The following is a 17,575-nucleotide window of genomic DNA, read 5'->3' on the forward strand; positions in this document are numbered from 1 at the left end:
ATGTGAGAGTAGGTCATCGTCAAGATTAAATTCCGAAACCCCAACTGCGCATGCAGTTGGGGTTTTGTTTTTGCGCGTGGAAAAACTTACGGTATCCAAGTAGCCACCAAGGCGCCATTGATCAGCCGCGATGGAAATCCTCTCAAAGTCCGTGGGTGGTTTTTGGTATGGTGCAGCTCTTTTTTAAAGGACTTGAGTTCATCCGCACGGAACAGCGTCGACCTCTATTCATCGAGAAGCTGTAGCAATGCCCGAAGCGATTCCGATCAAGGACCACGAGAAAGAAAGCCGCCTGGTCAACAAACGGCTGCTGGCCTGTGCCGTATTGGTGGTGGCCATCACCTGCGCCCTGGTGGCGCGGATGTATTTTCTGCAAGTGGTGGAGTTCGACTACCACTCCACCGTTTCCGAGAACAACCGCGTTCATGTGCTGCCGATCACTCCCACCCGTGGGTTGATCTACGACCGCAACGGCGTGGTCCTGGCGGACAACCGCCCCAGCTTCAACCTGACGATCACCCGCGAACGCACCACCGACCTCAAGGGCGAGCTGGACACCGTGGTCGATCTGCTGCACTTGCCCCCGGAAGACCGCACGCTGTTCGACAAGGAGATGAAGCAGGCCCGTCATCCCTTCGTCCCCGTGACCCTGTTCTATGAGCTCACCGAAGAGCAGATCGCCGTGCTCGCGGTCAACGAATACCGGTTGCCCGGCCTGGACGTGGAAGCCCAGTTCGTCCGCCACTATCCCCTAGGCGCACACTTTGCCCACTCCATCGGTTACGTCGGGCGGATCAACGAGAAAGAAGCCAAGACCCTGGACTCGGTGGAGTACCGTGGCACCCAATCCATCGGCAAGACCGGCATCGAGAAATTCTACGAAGCCGAACTGCACGGTCATGTCGGCTATGAGGAAGTAGAAACCAACGCCCAGGGCCGGGTGATGAGAGTACTCAAGCACACCGATCCGATCCCTGGAAAGAGCATCGTCCTGAGCCTGGATATCAAGCTCCAGGAAGCCGCTGAGGAGGCCCTGGGCGATCGCCGTGGTTCCGTGGTGGCTCTGGACCCGGCCACCGGCGAAGTTCTGGCCATGGTCAGCAAGCCAAGTTTCGACCCCAACCTGTTCGTCACCGGCATCAGCTTCAAGGAATACGCTGCGCTGCACGACTCCATCGACCGGCCCCTGTTCAACCGAGTGCTGCGGGGCCTCTACGCGCCGGGCTCCACCATCAAGCCGGAAGTGGCGATTGCCGGCCTCGATAGCGGCGTGGTTACCGCTTCGACCCGAGTCTTCGATCCGGGCTATTACCAACTGCCGGACTTCGACCACAAGTACCGCAACTGGAACCACAGCGGCGATGGCTGGGTGGACATGGACGCAGCGATCATGCGTTCCAACGACACCTACTTCTATGACCTGGCGCACAAGCTCGGCATCGACCGCCTGCACGACTACATGGCGATGTTCGGTCTGGGCGAGAAGGTCTCTCTGGACATGTTCGAAGAGTCTCCCGGCCTGATGCCCTCCCAGGCCTGGAAACGCGCCACCCGTCGCCAGCCCTGGTTCCCGGGGGAAACCGTGATCCTCGGCATCGGCCAGGGCTATATGCAAGTCACGCCGCTGCAACTGGCCCAGGCCACCGCGCTGATTGCCAACAAGGGCGTGTGGAACCGTCCGCACCTGGCCAAGACCATCGACGGCGTGGCCCCGGTGGACGAGCATCCGATGCCCAACATCCTGCTGAAGAATCCCCGTGACTGGGATCAGGTCAACCACGGCATGCAGATGGTGATGCACGATCCCCGCGGTATCGCCCGCGCCGCGGCAGCCGGGGCGCAGTACCGCATCGCCGGCAAGAGTGGTACGGCCCAGGTGGTGGCGATCAAGCAGGGCGAGCGCTATGACCGTCTCAAGACCCGCGAGCGCAACCGTGACAACGCCCTGTTCGTGGGCTTCGCCCCGGCGGAGCATCCACAGATCGTGATTTCGGTGATGATCGAGAACGGCGAAGCCGGTGGTCGGGTAGCCGGCCCCGTGGTGCGGCAGATCATGGACGCCTGGCTACTGGACCAGAACGGCCACCTCAAGCCGCAGTACGCAGCCCCGGCCAAGGCCCCTGGCGATCCCCACGTCTGAATCATTTCAACATCAGGCTACCCGGCGCCGGCTCATGCTGACTGAGCATGTGCTGGATGCTCTGCAGAAACAGTACCTCGGCCCGGCTCATGCGCTGCTCGCGGTTCCACAGCAGGTGAATGTCGACATCGGCAATGCCTTCGTGTGGCGGCAGGCGCCACAGCAGCCCGGCTTCGGTATCGGCGGCCACCACATGTTCCGGCAGGCAGCCGATGCCGAAGCCGGCGATCACCAGGCGTCGTACTTCCTCCAGGCTCGGCGAGGAGGCGACGATGCGTCCGCTGAAGCCCTGCTGGTCACGGAAGATGGTCAGCGGCGAGAGCATGCCGCCGATCTGGTCGCTGGTGAAACTGACGAAGTTCTCCCGTTGCAGATCGCCCTCGGCCACATCCCCACGGCCGAACAGCGGGTGGTGCTTGCCGCAGAAAAACGCATAGCGCTGACGCAGGAACAGCCGCTGTTCCAGGCGCGGCTGTGGCCGGCGGTTAAGGCTCAAGCCCAGGGTCGCGGTCTTTTCCTGCAGGGCGCTGACGATATCCGAGCTGCGCATCACTTCCACCTCCAGATCGACCCGCGGGTGCTGACGATGGAAGTCGGCCAGGAAGTCGTCGAAGCGTTCGCTGAAGATCCGGCTGATGATCAACAGCCGCACTTTGCCGATCACTTCGTCGGCGGGCTGTTCCAGCATGCTGCTGACCTGGGACATCTGGCCGTAGATCTCTCCGGCCAGTGCGAAGATCTGCTCACCCACTTCGGTCAGGGCAAAGCGTGGGCCGCGCCGGGCGATCAACTGCCGGCCCAGTTGTTCTTCCAGGCGCTTAAGGGCCTGGCTGACCGCCGGCTGGGTCAAGTGCAGGCGCGCCGCTGCACGGCTGATGCTCAGCTCCTGGCCAATCACCCGAAAGGTGCGCAACAGGTTCCAGTCGAGGCGGTCGTTGAGCAGGCGGCGGGCATCGCGGTCGGACATGGCAGGGGCTCTGGTTCGGGCGGTAGCTGAATAATAAGCCAGGATAATAATCGAGATAACCAATAGAAAATTGACTAATTATCCCCCGGAACGGATAAATCCACCCCAGACAGGTGCCAGCAGAAGCCCCTGCGCCCGACCCTTCCTCCTGCCAAAAAAATAATCAAGGGAGCCAACCATGAAGCCTTCCGCTTCGCCTCAGCCTCGCCGGGCTGCGGCCGCCGCCTTTATCGGCACCATGATCGAATGGTACGACTTTTACATCTACGCCACTGCCGCGGCGCTGGTGTTCGGTACCTTGTTCTTCCCCTCCGACGACAAGCTGTTCAGCACCATGGCCGCCTTCGGCACCTTTGCCGTGGGCTTCTTCGCCCGACCTTTAGGGGGCATCATCTTTGGCCATATCGGCGACCGCATCGGCCGCAAGAAATCCCTGGTCATCACCCTGCTGATGATGGGCGTGGTCACGGTCTGCATCGGCCTGCTGCCAACTTATGCACAGATCGGTGCCCTGGCGCCGGTGCTGCTGATCCTGCTGCGCATCGTCCAGGGCATTGCCGTGGGCGGTGAGTGGGGCGGGGCGGTGTTGATGGCCGGCGAGCACGCGCCCAAGGGCCGGCGCAATTTCTTCGCGTCTTTCGCCCAACTGGGCAGCCCCGCGGGGCTGATCCTTTCGCTGCTGGCCTTCAGCGCCGTGACCCGCCTGCCCGAGGACGCCCTGATGAGCTGGGGCTGGCGCCTGCCGTTCCTGGCCAGTGCGCTGTTGCTGCTGGTGGGCCTGGCGATTCGCCTGGGGGTCAACGAGTCGCCGGAGTTCCTCGCCAGTCGCGAGCTGGCGGCCAGGTCGCTACGCAAGGAGCAGGCTCCGGTAATGGAGGTGCTGCGCACCGCCTGGCGTCCCTTGCTACTGTGCATCGGCGCCAACACCCTGGGGATTGCCGGGGTGTATTTCACCAACACCTTCATGATTGCCTACACCACCCAGCAGTTGGAGATACCCCGTTCACTGATCCTTGAATGCCTGTTCGTGGTGGCGCTCATCCAGTTCTGCATTCAGCCCCTGGCCGCCTGGACCGCCGAGAAAATCGGCGCCACGCGCTTTCTCTGCCTGGTGTCGCTGCTGGCCATGGCATCGCCCTATCCGATGTTCGTGCTGGTGAGTTCCGGGCAGGCGCCGCTGATGATCCTCGGCATTGCCCTGGCGGTGGTGTGCATGGCTTCCTTCTATGCGGTGATCGCCGGTTACGTCAGCGGCATGTTCGAGACCCGGGTGCGCTACACCGCGATCTCCCTGGCCTATCAGGTATGCGGTGCCCTGGCCGGCGGCCTGACCCCGCTGATCGGCACCTGGCTGGCCCATCGCTTCATTGGCCAATGGTGGCCGATGGCGGTGTTCTACAGCCTGATCGCTGCCGTTTCGCTGATCTGCGTGCTGGCCCTGGCACGCCGGCACGCTCACGCCCATCGCCTGGAAATGGCATCCCACGCCTGATTGTCTGGAGAATCTGATGATGTTGAAAATCAATGGCCAGCGCCTCTGGACGAGCCTGATGGCCATGGCCGAAATCGGTGCCACGGCCCGTGGCGGCAGCTGCCGCCTGGCCTTGAGCGATGAAGACCGGGTCGGTCGCGAACTGTTTGCCCACTGGTGCACCGAGGCCGGCATGAGCCTGAGCGTCGACCCCATTGGCAACCTGTTTGCCCGGCGCCCAGGTAGCGATCCGGACGCTGCCCCGGTGATGATGGGCAGCCACCTGGACACCCAGCCCGAAGGCGGGCGCTTTGATGGGGTCTACGGTGTGCTGGCCGGATTGGAAGTGGTACGCACGCTCAATGACCTAGGGATCCAGACCCGCAAGCCCCTGGAAGTGGCGGTCTGGACCAACGAGGAGGGCGCGCGTTTCACCCCGGCGATGTTCGGCTCGGCGGTGTTCACCGGGGTCATGGCCCTGGACGCCGCCCTGGCGGTGCGTGACGCCGATGGCATCAGCGTCGCCCAGGCCCTGCAGCGCACCGGTTATGCCGGCAGCCGGCCCCTGGGCGCAGCGGTGGATGCCTACTTCGAAGCCCATATCGAACAGGGCCCGATCCTTGAAGACAACGCCAAGAGCATCGGCGTGGTCAGCGGCGGCCAGGCCATCCGCTGGCTCGATGTGCAGGTCGAAGGCCTGGCGGCCCACGCCGGCACCACGCCGATGCCGCTACGCAAGGATGCGCTGTACGGCGCGGCGCAGATGATTCTTGCAGTGGAGCAGTTGGCAGCGGATTTTGCCCCCCAGGGCCTGACCACCGTGGGTGAGCTGAGCATCGCCAAGTCGTCGCGCAATACCATTCCCGGCCTGTTGAGCTTCACCGTCGACCTGCGCCACCACCAGGATCGGCAGATCGCCACCATGGAGCAGCAGGTCGAGGAACGCCTGCAGGCCATCGCCGGCCAGCGCGGGCTCAAGGTCAGTATCAGCCGGCACTGGGTCAGCCCGGCCACGCCATTTGATGCCGAGTGCGTGGCGGCGGTGCAGCAGGCGGTGGATGGCCTGGGCTACCCTCAGCAGTCCATCGTCAGCGGCGCTGGCCACGACGCCATCTTGCTGGCCCGCTATTGCCCGACGGCCATGGTGTTCATTCCCTGTGTCGGTGGCCTGAGCCACAACGAAGCCGAAGACGTGTTGCCCGAGGACGTGCGCCAGGGCGCCGATGTATTGCTTAACGCCGTGCTGGCCCGTGCTGGCCAGGTTGAATAAGGAGAAGGTCATGCGCAGTTTTTTCCACCCCGAACAGTTGCTCCACCATCCACGCAGCTACTACTCGCGCGGCCAGATGCGCATACCCCAGGAGGTGCCGGAGCGCGCCCAGCGCCTGGTGCAGGCCGCACACTCCCTGGGTTTTGCCGTCGAGCAGCCACGGGATGCCGGGATGGCACCGTTGCTGGCGGTACACGGCGCACCGTACTTGGCGTTCCTGCAGGATGCGCACCAGGGCTGGAAGGACATCCCCGAAGACTGGGGCGATGAGGTGATGTCCAACATCTTCGTGCGTGAGCCCAATGCCCTGCGCGGGGTCCTGGCCCAGGCCGCGTGCTACCTGGCCGACGGCAGTTGCCCGGTGGGTGAGTCGACTTGGCGTGCAGCCTACTGGTCGGCGCAAAGTGCCGTCGCCGGGGCCCAGGCGTTGCTCGACGGTGAGCCGGCGGCCTACGCCTTGTGCCGCCCGCCGGGCCACCACGCCCGGTCCGAGGCGGCCGGGGGCTTTTGCTACCTGAACAATGCGGCGATCGCCGCCCAGGTCCTGCGGGACAAATACGCCCGGGTGGCGGTGCTGGACACCGACATGCACCACGGCCAGGGCATCCAGGAAATCTTCTACGAGCGCGCCGATGTGCTGTATGTCTCGGTGCACGGCGACCCGACCAACTTCTACCCGGGGGTGGCCGGGTTCGCCGAAGAGCGTGGCGCCGGGGCGGGGGAGGGCTACAACCTCAACCTGCCGATGGCCCATGGCGCCAGCGAAGGGGATTTCCTCGCCCTTCTGGAACAGGCCCTGGAGGCGGTGAAGGCGTTCGATGCCGAGGTGCTGGTGCTGTCTTTGGGGTTCGATATCTATGAACTCGACCCGCAGAGCAAGGTGGCAGTGACCCGGGACGGCTTCGCCATCCTTGGCCAGCGAATCCGCAGCCTGGGCCTGCCGTGCCTGATCGTCCAGGAAGGCGGCTATCACCTGGAAAGCCTGGAAGACAACGCCCGCGCCTTCTTCGCAGACTCTGGCGCCTGGGCCCTGTAGGCACCACCAGCCCCGCCCGCTCGCAGGAGCCGGCTTGCCCGCGAAAGGGTCCTTACGTCTTGCACCCGACTAAAGGCCCTCGTTCGCTGGCAAGCCAGCTCCTGCACAAGCTGGCATGCATTCGTCTTAGGAGCCGGCCTGCCGGCATAGGGGGCTCAAGCCCTGCGCTCGTCTCGGGGCCTCTTCGCTGGCAGGCCAGTGCCAACGGGAGGGGGCGTGCGGTACTTGCCATTTGCTTTACGTTAACGTCAAGATGCTCGAGCGCCCGTTCCACTGGCGCAGGTTTTGCTTGATCTCCAATGACAGGGTAAGCAATTCAGGGCTGCCCGATGATCCGGGCAAAGCCCCTTTACTGCCCCCTGAACCCGGTGTAGACATTGACCACGGCTTGCGTGCTTCGCGCAATCCAAGGGAGTGGAGCGGGATGCAGCGGGCGGACCGATTCGGAGCGCTTGATGACTCTTATAAAAACAATAAAGGGTGAGCAGCAACACGAAGCCCGGCTGGCCCGGGAACGGCTGCACCTGGAAGGCCAGATCCCCGACGGGGTTCTGCGTGCGGAAATCGATGCCTCATGGCGGCGCAGCCTCAGCCATGGCGTGCACTTTGGCAGCCAGCACCAACTGACCCTGGAATCCAGCGCCAGCCTCGAAGTGCTGCTGGCCAGCAACCGCCTGTTGCTGGACGCGGCGATCCCGGCCATCGACTACCTGAGCCAGCATCAGGGCAAGGACGGGATGATCATCCTGGCCAATGCCGACGCCACCATCCTGGCCATCGAAGGCCGCGCCGACCGTCTCAAGGACAGCGGCGTGCAGGACATCACCCTTGGCGCCTGCTGGAGCGAAGCCACCCGCGGCACCAACGCCCTGGGCACGGCCCTGGTGGAGGCCCGGCCGACCCTGATCGACTGCGGCGAGCACTACCTGGACCGTCTCAGCCATTTCTCCTGCACCTCGGTGCCCATCCAGTGCCCCCAGGGCGAGATTCTGGGCGTGCTCGACCTGACCCGCGAAGGCCCCCTGGGCCGGGCCCAGGACAGCACCGCGCTGCTGGCCATGGCGGTCAGCCAGATCGAAGCCCGGGTGTTCCATGCCACCTACCCGGAGCAGATCGTCCTGGCCTTCCACAGCCGCCGGCAATACCTCGAATCACCGTGGCAGGGGCTGCTGGCCCTGAGCCTGGGCGGGCAGATCCTCGCGGTCAGCGGCCAGGCCTGCCAGTTGCTCAACACCCCGCGCGCAGCCCTGGTGGGCCGGCGCTGCGAAGAGTTCCTCGGGGTCGATGGCCTGCAACTGCTCGCACGCCTGCAACAGGGCGCCGTGGGCAGCCTGCAAACCGCCAAGGGCGAGCTGTTCTACAAGGCCCTGCGGGCGCCGCAGCCAGCGCTCAACCTGCATCGTGCGCCACGCAGCGCTCCGAAAGCCGCAGCCATGCCCCAGGACCTGGAAGCCCTGGCCGGGGGCAACAGCCGTTACGCCCGCACCTTGCGCATGGCCCGTCAGGGCCTGGCCAATGACCTGCCGGTGTTGCTACTGGGAGAAACTGGCACCGGCAAGGAAGTCCTGGCCCGGGCCCTGCACCGCGCCGGCAGCCGCGCCGAGAAACCCTTTGTCGCAGTCAACTGCGCGGCGATCCCCGAAGGCCTGATCGAGTCGGAACTGTTCGGCTATCGCGAAGGCGCCTTCACCGGCTCGCGTCGTGGCGGCATGATCGGGCGCCTGCAACAGGCCCACGGCGGCACCCTGTTCCTCGATGAGATCGGCGACATGCCCCTGGCCCTGCAAGCCCGCCTGCTGCGCGTGCTGCAGGACCGCAAGGTGGCGCCCCTGGGGGCCGGCGAAGAACAGGACATCGACATCGCCCTGATCTGCGCCACCCACCGCGACCTCAAGCAGCAGGTGCAGGACAAGGCTTTTCGCGAAGACCTGTTCTACCGGGTCAACGGCATCAGCGTGCTGTTGCCGGCCCTGCGCGAACGCGAAGACCTGCAGCCCCTGGTGGACAGCTTGCTGGCCAAGCTCGGTGGCGCCCAGGTGAGCCTCAGCGATGAGCTGCGTCGGCTGCTGGCGGACTACCACTGGCCGGGCAATATCCGCCAGCTGGAGATGGTCCTGCGCACAGCCCTGGCCCTGCGCGAAGACGGTGAGTGCCACATCGGCCTGGAGCACCTGCCCGACAGCATGCTCGATGACCTCAATGCCAGTGCCCGACCGCAGACCGGGAGCATCCGCGAGAACGAGCTGGAGCTGATCCGCAGTGCCCTGGACAACCACCAGGGCAATGTCTCGGCGGCAGCGGACGCCCTGGGCATCAGCCGCGCGACCCTGTACCGCAAGCTCAAACAGTTGCGCGCCTGATGCGGCGCCTGATCACCCGGCTGGTGGACAGCCGTGACCCCCAGGCCCTGAGTGCCGCCCTGGGCTGGCTCTACAGTTTCGTGCGGCCCCACCGGCTGGCCATCGGCGGCCTGCTGGGGCTGTCGGTGTGCGCTTCCCTGCTGGTGCTGGTGCAGCCCTGGCTGACCAAGCTGCTGATCGACGACGGCCTGCTGGCCCGGGACTTCCCGCGGCTGGTGCTGATCGCCGCGCTGATGATCGGCGCCGGGCTGCTGGGCACCGTGCTCTCCGGGGTCAATCGCTACCTGCATACGCGCCTGTCCGGACGCATCCTGTTTGCCCTGCGCGACGATCTCTATCGCCATCTGCAACGGCTGTCGCCGAGCTTTTACGGTCAGCGGCGGATCGGCGACCTGATGTCGCGCCTGGATGGCGATGTGGCAGAGATCCAGCGCTTTGCCGTGGACTCATTGTTCTCCGCCGTGTCCAGCGTGATCGGCCTGGTGGTGGCCCTGGCCATGCTCCTGACCCTGTCCTGGCAACTCTCGCTGCTGGCCCTGGTGCTGATTCCCCTGGACGTGCTCTGGCTGCGCTGGATGCGGCGCAAGGTGGAGCGCGATGTGCGCCAGTTGCGCGAGCGTTCGGCGGACATGTCCTCGTTCATGGTGGAAACCTTGCCGGTGATGAAGTTCATCCAGAGCGCCGGCCAGCAGCAGCGCGAGGCCCGGCGCCTGGATGGCCTTGGCCAGGGCTACCTGCAACAGCTGCTGAAACTGCAAGTCACCGAGTTCTTCACCCAGGCGGTGCCCGGTACCCTGACCTCCTTGTCCCGGGCCTGCGCCTTCCTGATTGGCGGTTACTGGGTGGTGCAGGGCACCTGGCAACTGGGGGCGCTGATTGCCTTTTCCACCTACCTGGGCATGGCGGTGGGCCCGGTGCAGAGCCTGTTGGGCCTGTATGTGGCAATCCAGCGCATGACCGTGAGCCTGGGCCGGGTCATGGAGCTGCGTGGCGAGGAACCGGGCATCAGCAACCCCGAGGCGCCGCTGCCGGTGCCGGAGCAGGGCGAGCTGCATTTTCACGCAGTGCACTTTTGCCACCCGGGCCGCGGCTCGACCCTGCAGGGCATCGAGGCGCGTATTCCCTACGGTCGCAAAGTGGCCCTCAGCGGCACCTCGGGCGCAGGCAAAAGCACGCTCATCGACCTGTTGCAGCGCCATCACGACCCGCAGTCCGGGCAGGTGCTGCTGGGCGGCGTCGACCTGCGCCAGCTGGACCTGGCGCAGTTGCGCCGGCGGGTGGCGGTGGTCAGCCAGGACATCGTGCTGTTTCGCGGCAGCCTGGCGGACAACCTGGCCTACAGCGTGCCCGATGCCAGCCGCGAAGCCGTGGCCGAGGTGGCGCGGCTGGCGCAGTTGCAAGGGCTGATCGAGTCCCTGCCCGAAGGCCTGGACAGCCCCCTGGGGGAGCGCGGCCAGCAATTGTCCGGCGGCCAGAAACAACGCATCGCCATTGCCCGGGCCCTGCTCCAGGACCCGATGATCCTGGTGCTGGACGAAGCCACCTCGGCGGTGGACGAGGCCACCGAGCGCGAGGTGATCGAGGCCATCGACCACCTGTTCGCCGGGCGCACGCGGATCCTCATCAGCCACCGGCCCTCGACCCTGGCCGATGCCGAACTGCGCTTCGAATTGCGCGATGGCGTACTGCATGCGCTGGAGGTGGCCCATGAAGCCTGAGCTGCGCGTCGGCGTGATCGACAGCGGCCATGCCGCCCATCAGCGGGTGGCGGGCGGACGACGCTTCTTCCTGCAGCCCGAAGGGATAGGCCAGGGCCCCTTGCAGGAAGACGCCCTGGGCCATGGCAGCGCGATCATCGAGGCCATCGGCCAGCGTGCGCCGACGGCGCAGGTCTATGTGGCCCAGGTGTTCGACCGGCGCGCAGTCACCAGCGCCGCGCAAGTCAGCGCCGCGCTGCACTGGTTGCTTGCGCAGGACGTGCGCCTGATCAACCTGAGCCTGGGCCTGCGCCAGGATCGCGACCTGCTGCGCCAGGCCTGTGCCGCGGCCGAGGCCCGCGGGGTGCTGTTGTGCGCATCCAGCCCGGCCCAGGGCGAGGCGGTGTTTCCGGCCAGTTACCCCGGGGTGCTGCGCGTCACCGGCGATGCGCGATGCAGCGCGCAGCAATGGTCATGGCTGAACACCGCCCAGGCTGATTTCGCCGCCTGCGTGCACGGCAGCAGCCCGGGGCAGTCCGGCGCCAGCCTGGGGTGCGCGGCCCTGAGCGGGCATATCGCGGCCTACCTGGGTGCCCAGCCGCAAGCCGACAAGGCCCAGGTCCGGCAGTGGCTGCAGGACAACGCCCACTACCAGGGGCCGGAACGCCGGCAACAGCCATGCACACCATCCTGATCCTCGGCGCGGGGCCGGCCGGGGCCGCAGTGGCCCTGGGGCTGCGCCGCCTCGGCTACCCGGTGACCCTGGTCAGCGACTGGCGACGCTTTCCGGCCCTGGAAGGGGTCTCGCTGCGGGTGCTTGAAGCCTTGCGCGGTGCCGGCCTGGAACAGGCGCTGGCCCAGGCCCTGCAACCGTCCCAGCGGCAGGTGGCATGGAACGGTGCAGAACATGCGCAGAATATCGAATACCTGCTGGATCGCCCGGCCTTCGACCGCGGCCTGCGGGAGGCCTTGCGCGAAGCGCAGGTCAAGCTGATCGAGGGCCGGGTGCTGGGGGTGCAGTCCAGCGAGGCCGGGCATCGGGTCCAGGTGCAAGGGCAGGGCGAGGTGCGCGGCGAGTTCCTGGTGGAGGCCCGTGGCCGGCAGGCGCCGGTGCTGGACAAAGCCTTGCGCCAGGGGGGCGGCAAGGGCCTGCGCGGCCCGGAAACCGTCAGCCTGCTCAACCGCTGGCAGGGCCCTGGCGGCAGCGCCGCCAGCGCGGTGCACAGCCTGGAGGACGGCTGGGCCTGGATGGCCCGGCGCGAGGACGGCCAGTGCTACTGGCAACTGACCCTGGATGTGGAGAGCGCCGGGCTGCCGGGCAAGGCGCAGTTGCTGGAGTACTGTCGCCAGCGCCGCCTGGGCTCGGCCATGGCCCGGGAATTCTTTGCCGGTGGCCAGGAGCAGCAATTGCACCTGCATGCCCGCAGCAGCACGGCGATCCTCAACCCCCAGGCCTGTGGCGCGAACTGGCTGCGGGTCGGCGATGCGGCCATGGCCGTGGACCCTTTATCCGGCAACGGCATTTTCCAATCCCTGTCCTCGGCGTTGCAGGCCCCGGCGGTGATCAACACCCTGTTGCAGCGGCCGCAACGTGCAGCGCTGGCGCAGCGTTTTCACGGGCAGCGGGTGGAACAGTTGTTCCTGCGTTTTGCGCGCATCGGCCGGGACTTCTACGCCGACGAGCAACGCTGGCCCGAGCAGCCGTTCTGGCAGGCCCGCCGGCAGTGGCCGGATTGCCAGCCGGCGCACCGTGCCGTGGACTTTTCGGCCTTGCGCATCGAGCGCGCCCCGGTGCTGCGCGACGGCCTGGTGGATGAAGCCGAAGTGGTGATCACCCCGGACCAGCCCCTGGGCATCTGGCATGTACAGGGCGTGGAACTGGCGCCGCTGTTGCGCCGTTTGCGCAGCCAGGGGGCGGCCCAGGCCCTGGCGCAGCTGAGCCCGGACCAGAATCGGCTGATACGCAGCTGGTTGCTGGCCCAAGGCTACCGCCCCTGAACGGGGATCGTAGGAGCGAGCTTGCTCGCGAACCGCGCAGCGGCCATCCACCGGAGTGAACCTGCGGTCTTTTTCGCCGGCAAGCCGGCTCCTACAGAGGGCACCGGGAGCTGGCGCAGCCCCCGGGCTTGCACTGGTCAGCTACGGGGGTTGAGGTACACCCGCTGGCCGCCTTTCCAGGTTTCGCAGACCTTGATGTCGCGAATCCGGGTGGCCGGGAACTTCTCGTCCAGTGGGTCCTGCTCGAGGATCACGAAGTCGGCGAAGTTCTGGTCCTGCAGGGAGCCGGTCCAGGCCTCGGCATGGCACTGCCAGGCAGCGTCGTAGGTGATGGCTTTCAGCGCCTGCTTGCGGGTCAGGCACTGGCCCTCATTGAGGATGGGTTGCAGGCGCGGGTCATGGACGAACTGGTTGTCATGATTGCGGATGCCTTCCATCTTGCGGGTCACCGCCTGCTCCATCGAACGCAGGGGCCCCAGTGGGGTCACGGAATAGTCGCTGTGCAGGGAAATCCGCAGCTCGTGGTCCAGGGCCGACTTGCAGAGGTCGAGCATGTTGTGTGCCTTCTTTTCGAAAATGGCTTTATCGAAGGCGTAGCCCCAGTAGCCGACATGGCCAATCAAAAAGCTCGGTGACAGGCCCAGGCGCTGCATGGTTTCCAGGGTGCTTTTGCTCAGCAGCGAGCAGTGTTCGATGCGATGGCGCTTGTCCAGGCCGCTCTGGCCCTGCAGGGCCAGGTCATAGGCCTGCAGAGTGAATTCGATGGCCTGGTCGCCGTTGGCATGGATCATCAGCGGCCAGCCTTTTTTCACCGCCGCGTGGATAAATTCCTGGTATTTGACCGGGAGTGTTTTCGGGGTGTCCTCGCCCTTGTCGCACAGATTGAAGTTGCCCACCGGGCGGTCTGTCTCGCAGCAGTAGGGCGCGACCTGATAGCCGGTCAACCCCTGGTTGGACCCGTCCGAGATCACCTTGATCGAACCCTGATACATGTGCCTGGCCTCTTCCCGCGTGGCCGGCCGATAGTCCGGCAGCAGCTTGAGGGCTTCGAGCGAGTTGTTGCAGGCGGCGGCGTAGCCGATCCGCAGCGTTCTGGGGTGGGACAGGAAGTAGGCGTTCAATACCAGCTTCGACAAGGGGTCCATCATCGCGTCGTACAGCAGGGTGATCCCGCGGCTGGCCGCGGTGGCGAAGAAGGTGTCCAGGCGCTCGAAGATCTTCAGCATTGCAAGCTTCTGCCTGGCGGGAATCGACAGGATCCCGGCCACTATCTGAGTTTCCTGCAGCACGCCATTCTCGACCATGACCCCGGTTCTTTCATGCACCAGATCCCGGGCCGCCGTGTTCATGTAGGCGGTGTGCATGGAGGCACTGATCAGCAGCATCGGCCGCTTGGCCTCGATGGTGTCCAGGTAGCCCTCTTCGGGCGTGTCGCCACATTGCAGGGTCATGAGTTGGTTCAGGCCGCCCGGCATCACCTTGAACGGCATCAGCGCCGGGTCGACCAGGTGCCCGAGGACCCAGCTCGTGCTGTCTTCGGGGAGGTTGTTCTGGATGGTTTCCTTCAGCCAGCCCCAGGTATAGAGCGGCCGCAGGCGCTGGCTGTTTTTCTCTGGCGCCTGCTGGGTATCGCCGTCGTCGGGCTCGATGGCGCCCAGGTTCAGCCAGCCATCCATGGCGCAGCTCTGCACGATGTGGGCGTGGGGCTCGACCAGGCCGGGCAGCAGGGTCTTGCCGTGCAGCGACTGCTTCTTGTAGTCGATGCCCAGGGCCTGCATGCGGGCTTCGACGGCGGCCAGGGTGCCCGCGGCGACCACGTCGCCGGCATGGATGCCCAGGGCTTCGACCCGCTCATCCATGTTGCCGTCGCGCAAGGGGTAGATGATGCCGTCATGAAACACCAGGGACTCGCCGTTCGCGTCCCTGGCCGGGCCCTGTGCCGCGTTGGGGTGGCTGGCGATATAGCTGGCGGGGTCGAGGGTGTCTTTCAAGGCTTCCCAGACGGGGTTGTGGCAGCCGCACTGGATGTAATCGTGATCATTTCCATTTGATCCCATGATGCTTTCCTCGGGTTTTCGGTGGTGATGAGGCGTTGTGGGGGGATGAGCCCAGGCTCTTCAAACGAGGTGGCCAGCCGGCTCGGGCTGAGCGTAGCAGCGCTTTGCACGGCGAACAGGACGGTCGTCGGGGGGCGCCGGACCACCTCCGGCGCCCCGGGTGGGGCGGTTGGCGCGGGGCGGATCAGAGCTTGATCAGCACTGATTTCAACTCGGTGTAGTGCTCGATGGCCGCGTGCCCCATTTCCCGACCAAGCCCGGACATCTTGTAGCCGCCAAACGGCAGTGCCGGGTCCAGGGCACTGTGGCAGTTGACCCACACCGAACCGGACTTGATCCGCGGAATCATCCGGTGCACCGCCGCCAGGTCGTTGGACCAGATGCTCGCGCCCAGGCCGTAGGGGCTGTCGTTGGCCATGCGCAGGGCGTCGGCCTCATCGTCGAAAGGAATGGCCACCAGCACCGGGCCGAAGATCTCTTCCTGCACCAGCGAATGCCTCTGGTCCACATCCACTATCACCGTCGGCTTGACGAAATACCCCGGGCCGAACTGTTCGCCGCCGCAGGCGATGGTGGCGCCGCTTTCGCGGCCCATCTCGATGTAGCGATAGACCCGCTCCTGCTGGCGCGCGGAAATCAGCGGGCCCATCTCGACGCTGGTGTCCAGGCCATTGCCCAGCTTCATGGCATTGGCGATGCCGGCGATGTCGGCTACCACCTTGTCGAAATGCTTGCGCTGCACATACAGCCGGGAGCCGGCGCAGCAGACCTGGCCCTGGTTGAAGAAGATCGCGCTGGCAGCCCCGGCCGCGGCGCTGGCCAGATCGGCGTCGGCCATGACGATGGTTGGCGACTTGCCCCCCAGTTCCAGGGTCACCCGGGTCATGGAGTCCATGGCGATCTTGCCGATTTCCTTGCCCACGGCGGTGGAGCCGGTGAAGGTCAGCTTGTCCACCAGGGGGTTGCGGGTCAGGGCACTGCCGGCGGTGATGCCGGTGCCGGTGACCACGTTGAACACGCCGTCGGGGTAGCCGGCTTCCTGCACCAGCTCGGCCAGTTTCAGGGCGCTGAGCGGAGTTTCATCGGCGGGCTTGAGCACCAGGGTGCAACCGGTGGCCAGGGCCGGGCCGAGTTTCCAGCAGGCCAGCAGCAGCGGGAAGTTCCAGGCGACGATGGCGCCGACCACGCCCACGGCTTCGCGGCGGATAAAACTGTGGAACTGATCGTCAGGCATCAGGGGCAGCGAGACCTCGACGCTTGAACCCTCGATCTTGGTCGCCCAGCCGGCCATGTAGCGCAAGAAATCGATGGACAGTTGCACGTCCATGGCCTGGGCCACGGCGGCGCTCTTGCCGTTGTTCAGGCATTCCAGCTGGGCCAGCAGTTCGGCGTCGCGCTGCATCAGGTCGGCGAGTTTCCACAGCAGGTTCTGCCGCTCCCGGGGGCGGGTGCGGGTCCAGGGCGAATCGTCGAAGGCCTGGCGCGCTGCCAGCACCGCGCGGTCCACATCGTCCACCGTGGCCCGGGGCACCAGGCACAGCTGTTCGCCGGTGGCGGGGTTGCGCAGGGGCATGGTCTGGCCGTCGCCGGCCTCGGTCCAGTGAGCACCGATCAGCATGCGCGGGGCGCGCTGGATAAAGGCCGTGGTAGCGGCGAGCAGTGGGGCAATAGCCATGGCGAAGCCTCTTGTTGTAGGTGAGGCAGGGGCTTTCGCAATGGCTGTGCCAGTTCCACCCAGGCGCCGCGGCCCCGCTATGGCGGGGCCAGGGGCGCAGCACCGGGGCTTGCGCGGCGGCAGTTTTTCGCAAACTGCGACAGCCCGGTGAGATTCAAGAGACGCATCGGCTGGCAGGTTCCGGGGGCCGGTAGGGGGCTCTAGATGTGCAGCCAGGCCAGGGTGCCCAGCAGCACGCTGCCGCCGGCCGCGCCGTAGGCGAGCTTCTTCAGCCATTCCTTGCGGGTCAGCAGGGTGATGGCCGCCATCGAGATGGCGATCTGGATCGCCATCATGGCCTGGGCCCAGCGATGGTGCTGGTGCAGCGCGGCTTCCGATTGCTCGTCCCAGTCCCGGGCCTCGTCTTCCAGGGCCTCGGCCTTGAGGCGCACCGCTTCCTTTTCCTTCTGGTAGCGCTGGGCTTCGATGCCGTAGTGCGCGGCATCGACTCCGGGAATGTGGGTCGCCAGCTCCGCCAGGTTCTGCCGGCTGGACTTGGCCTGGTAGTAGCTCCACTGGTTGGCGGCTTCGGTCTTTTTCATCGCGGCATTGTTCTTGTCCATCGCCGCCAGGCTCTCCGAGGAGCCGGCCTGATAGCTCAGGAGTGCTCCCAGGGTGGCCATGATCGCCGTCATCACCGCGATCTTGCTGGCGAAGCGATCACTGCGCGCGTGGGCATGTTCGCTCACGTGTTCCAGGTGCTTTTCGTGGGGGCTGGGCACATCGAATTCTTCGGTCATGGCGATCCGATTGGCTGGGTAGGGGGTGTTTCAAATTGTATCCATGGCCACTGGCGCCAGCAGGGCCAGTGTGAGTTCGTTCAGCTGGCCGACAGCCTGGAGCTGTGGGCCCAGGCCGGAAGGGC

General features: G+C 65.7%; 12 protein-coding genes. 8 read left to right on the forward strand and 4 right to left on the reverse strand.

Annotated features, from left to right (window positions below; translation table 11 throughout):
- Positions 1–247: 247 nt before the first annotated feature.
- Entirely contained in the window at positions 248–2,140 is a 1,893-nt protein-coding gene (gene mrdA / locus AC1RL5_RS31495; protein WP_011062421.1) for a penicillin-binding protein 2, read from the forward strand.
- A gap of 1 nt (position 2,141) precedes the next feature.
- Here mrdA and AC1RL5_RS31500 read toward each other — a convergent pair whose 3' ends face one another.
- Positions 2,142–3,107 carry a LysR family transcriptional regulator gene (locus AC1RL5_RS31500; protein WP_019094647.1) on the reverse strand — a complete coding sequence of 322 codons (966 nt, stop codon included), beginning with the start codon at positions 3,105–3,107 and terminating at the stop codon, positions 2,142–2,144.
- A 178-nt stretch (positions 3,108–3,285) separates the two neighbouring features.
- On the opposite strand from AC1RL5_RS31500, the gene AC1RL5_RS31505 reads away from it, so the two are divergent.
- The 7 genes from AC1RL5_RS31505 (at position 3,286) to qhpG (ending at position 12,939) form a co-directional block, all read left to right on the forward strand.
- Entirely contained in the window at positions 3,286–4,599 is a 1,314-nt protein-coding gene (locus AC1RL5_RS31505; protein WP_072453106.1) for an MFS transporter, read from the forward strand.
- 19 nt (positions 4,600–4,618) lie between these two features.
- On the forward strand, positions 4,619–5,848 hold the full coding sequence (locus AC1RL5_RS31510; protein ID WP_492590223.1) for a Zn-dependent hydrolase: 1,230 nt from the start codon (positions 4,619–4,621) through the stop codon (positions 5,846–5,848).
- Positions 5,849–5,858: 10 nt separating this feature from the next.
- Entirely contained in the window at positions 5,859–6,884 is a 1,026-nt protein-coding gene (locus tag AC1RL5_RS31515; RefSeq protein WP_072453103.1) for a histone deacetylase family protein, read from the forward strand.
- 455 nt (positions 6,885–7,339) lie between these two features.
- Positions 7,340–9,244, forward strand: coding sequence for a sigma-54-dependent Fis family transcriptional regulator (locus AC1RL5_RS31520; RefSeq protein WP_015636456.1), 1,905 nt, complete (start codon positions 7,340–7,342; stop codon positions 9,242–9,244).
- Positions 9,244–10,962 carry an ABC transporter ATP-binding protein gene (locus AC1RL5_RS31525; RefSeq protein ID WP_019094086.1) on the forward strand — a complete coding sequence of 573 codons (1,719 nt, stop codon included), beginning with the start codon at positions 9,244–9,246 and terminating at the stop codon, positions 10,960–10,962. The genes AC1RL5_RS31520 and AC1RL5_RS31525 overlap by 1 nt, the downstream gene beginning before the upstream one ends.
- Positions 10,952–11,635 carry a subtilisin-like serine protease QhpE gene (qhpE, locus tag AC1RL5_RS31530; RefSeq protein ID WP_492590205.1) on the forward strand — a complete coding sequence of 228 codons (684 nt, stop codon included), beginning with the start codon at positions 10,952–10,954 and terminating at the stop codon, positions 11,633–11,635. Before AC1RL5_RS31525 ends, qhpE begins: the two co-directional genes overlap by 11 nt.
- Positions 11,620–12,939 (forward strand): flavin-dependent monooxygenase QhpG, encoded by a 1,320-nt coding sequence (gene qhpG, locus AC1RL5_RS31535; protein WP_145714119.1) that lies wholly within the window; start codon positions 11,620–11,622, stop codon positions 12,937–12,939. Before qhpE ends, qhpG begins: the two co-directional genes overlap by 16 nt.
- Positions 12,940–13,076: 137 nt before the next feature.
- Here qhpG and AC1RL5_RS31540 read toward each other — a convergent pair whose 3' ends face one another.
- From AC1RL5_RS31540 to AC1RL5_RS31550, 3 genes are all read right to left on the reverse strand, one after another.
- A complete protein-coding gene (locus tag AC1RL5_RS31540) occupies positions 13,077–14,996 on the reverse strand; it encodes an amidohydrolase (RefSeq protein WP_145714123.1) in 1,920 nt (639 codons plus the stop codon).
- A gap of 184 nt (positions 14,997–15,180) precedes the next feature.
- On the reverse strand, positions 15,181–16,671 hold the full coding sequence (locus tag AC1RL5_RS31545; RefSeq protein ID WP_072445027.1) for an aldehyde dehydrogenase family protein: 1,491 nt from the start codon (positions 16,669–16,671) through the stop codon (positions 15,181–15,183).
- 200 nt (positions 16,672–16,871) lie between these two features.
- Entirely contained in the window at positions 16,872–17,450 is a 579-nt protein-coding gene (locus AC1RL5_RS31550; RefSeq protein ID WP_103291432.1) for a DUF4337 domain-containing protein, read from the reverse strand.
- Positions 17,451–17,575: the final 125 nt, after the last annotated feature.

It is taken from the genome of Pseudomonas sp. GW822-FHT06D10 (genome assembly GCF_058799535.1).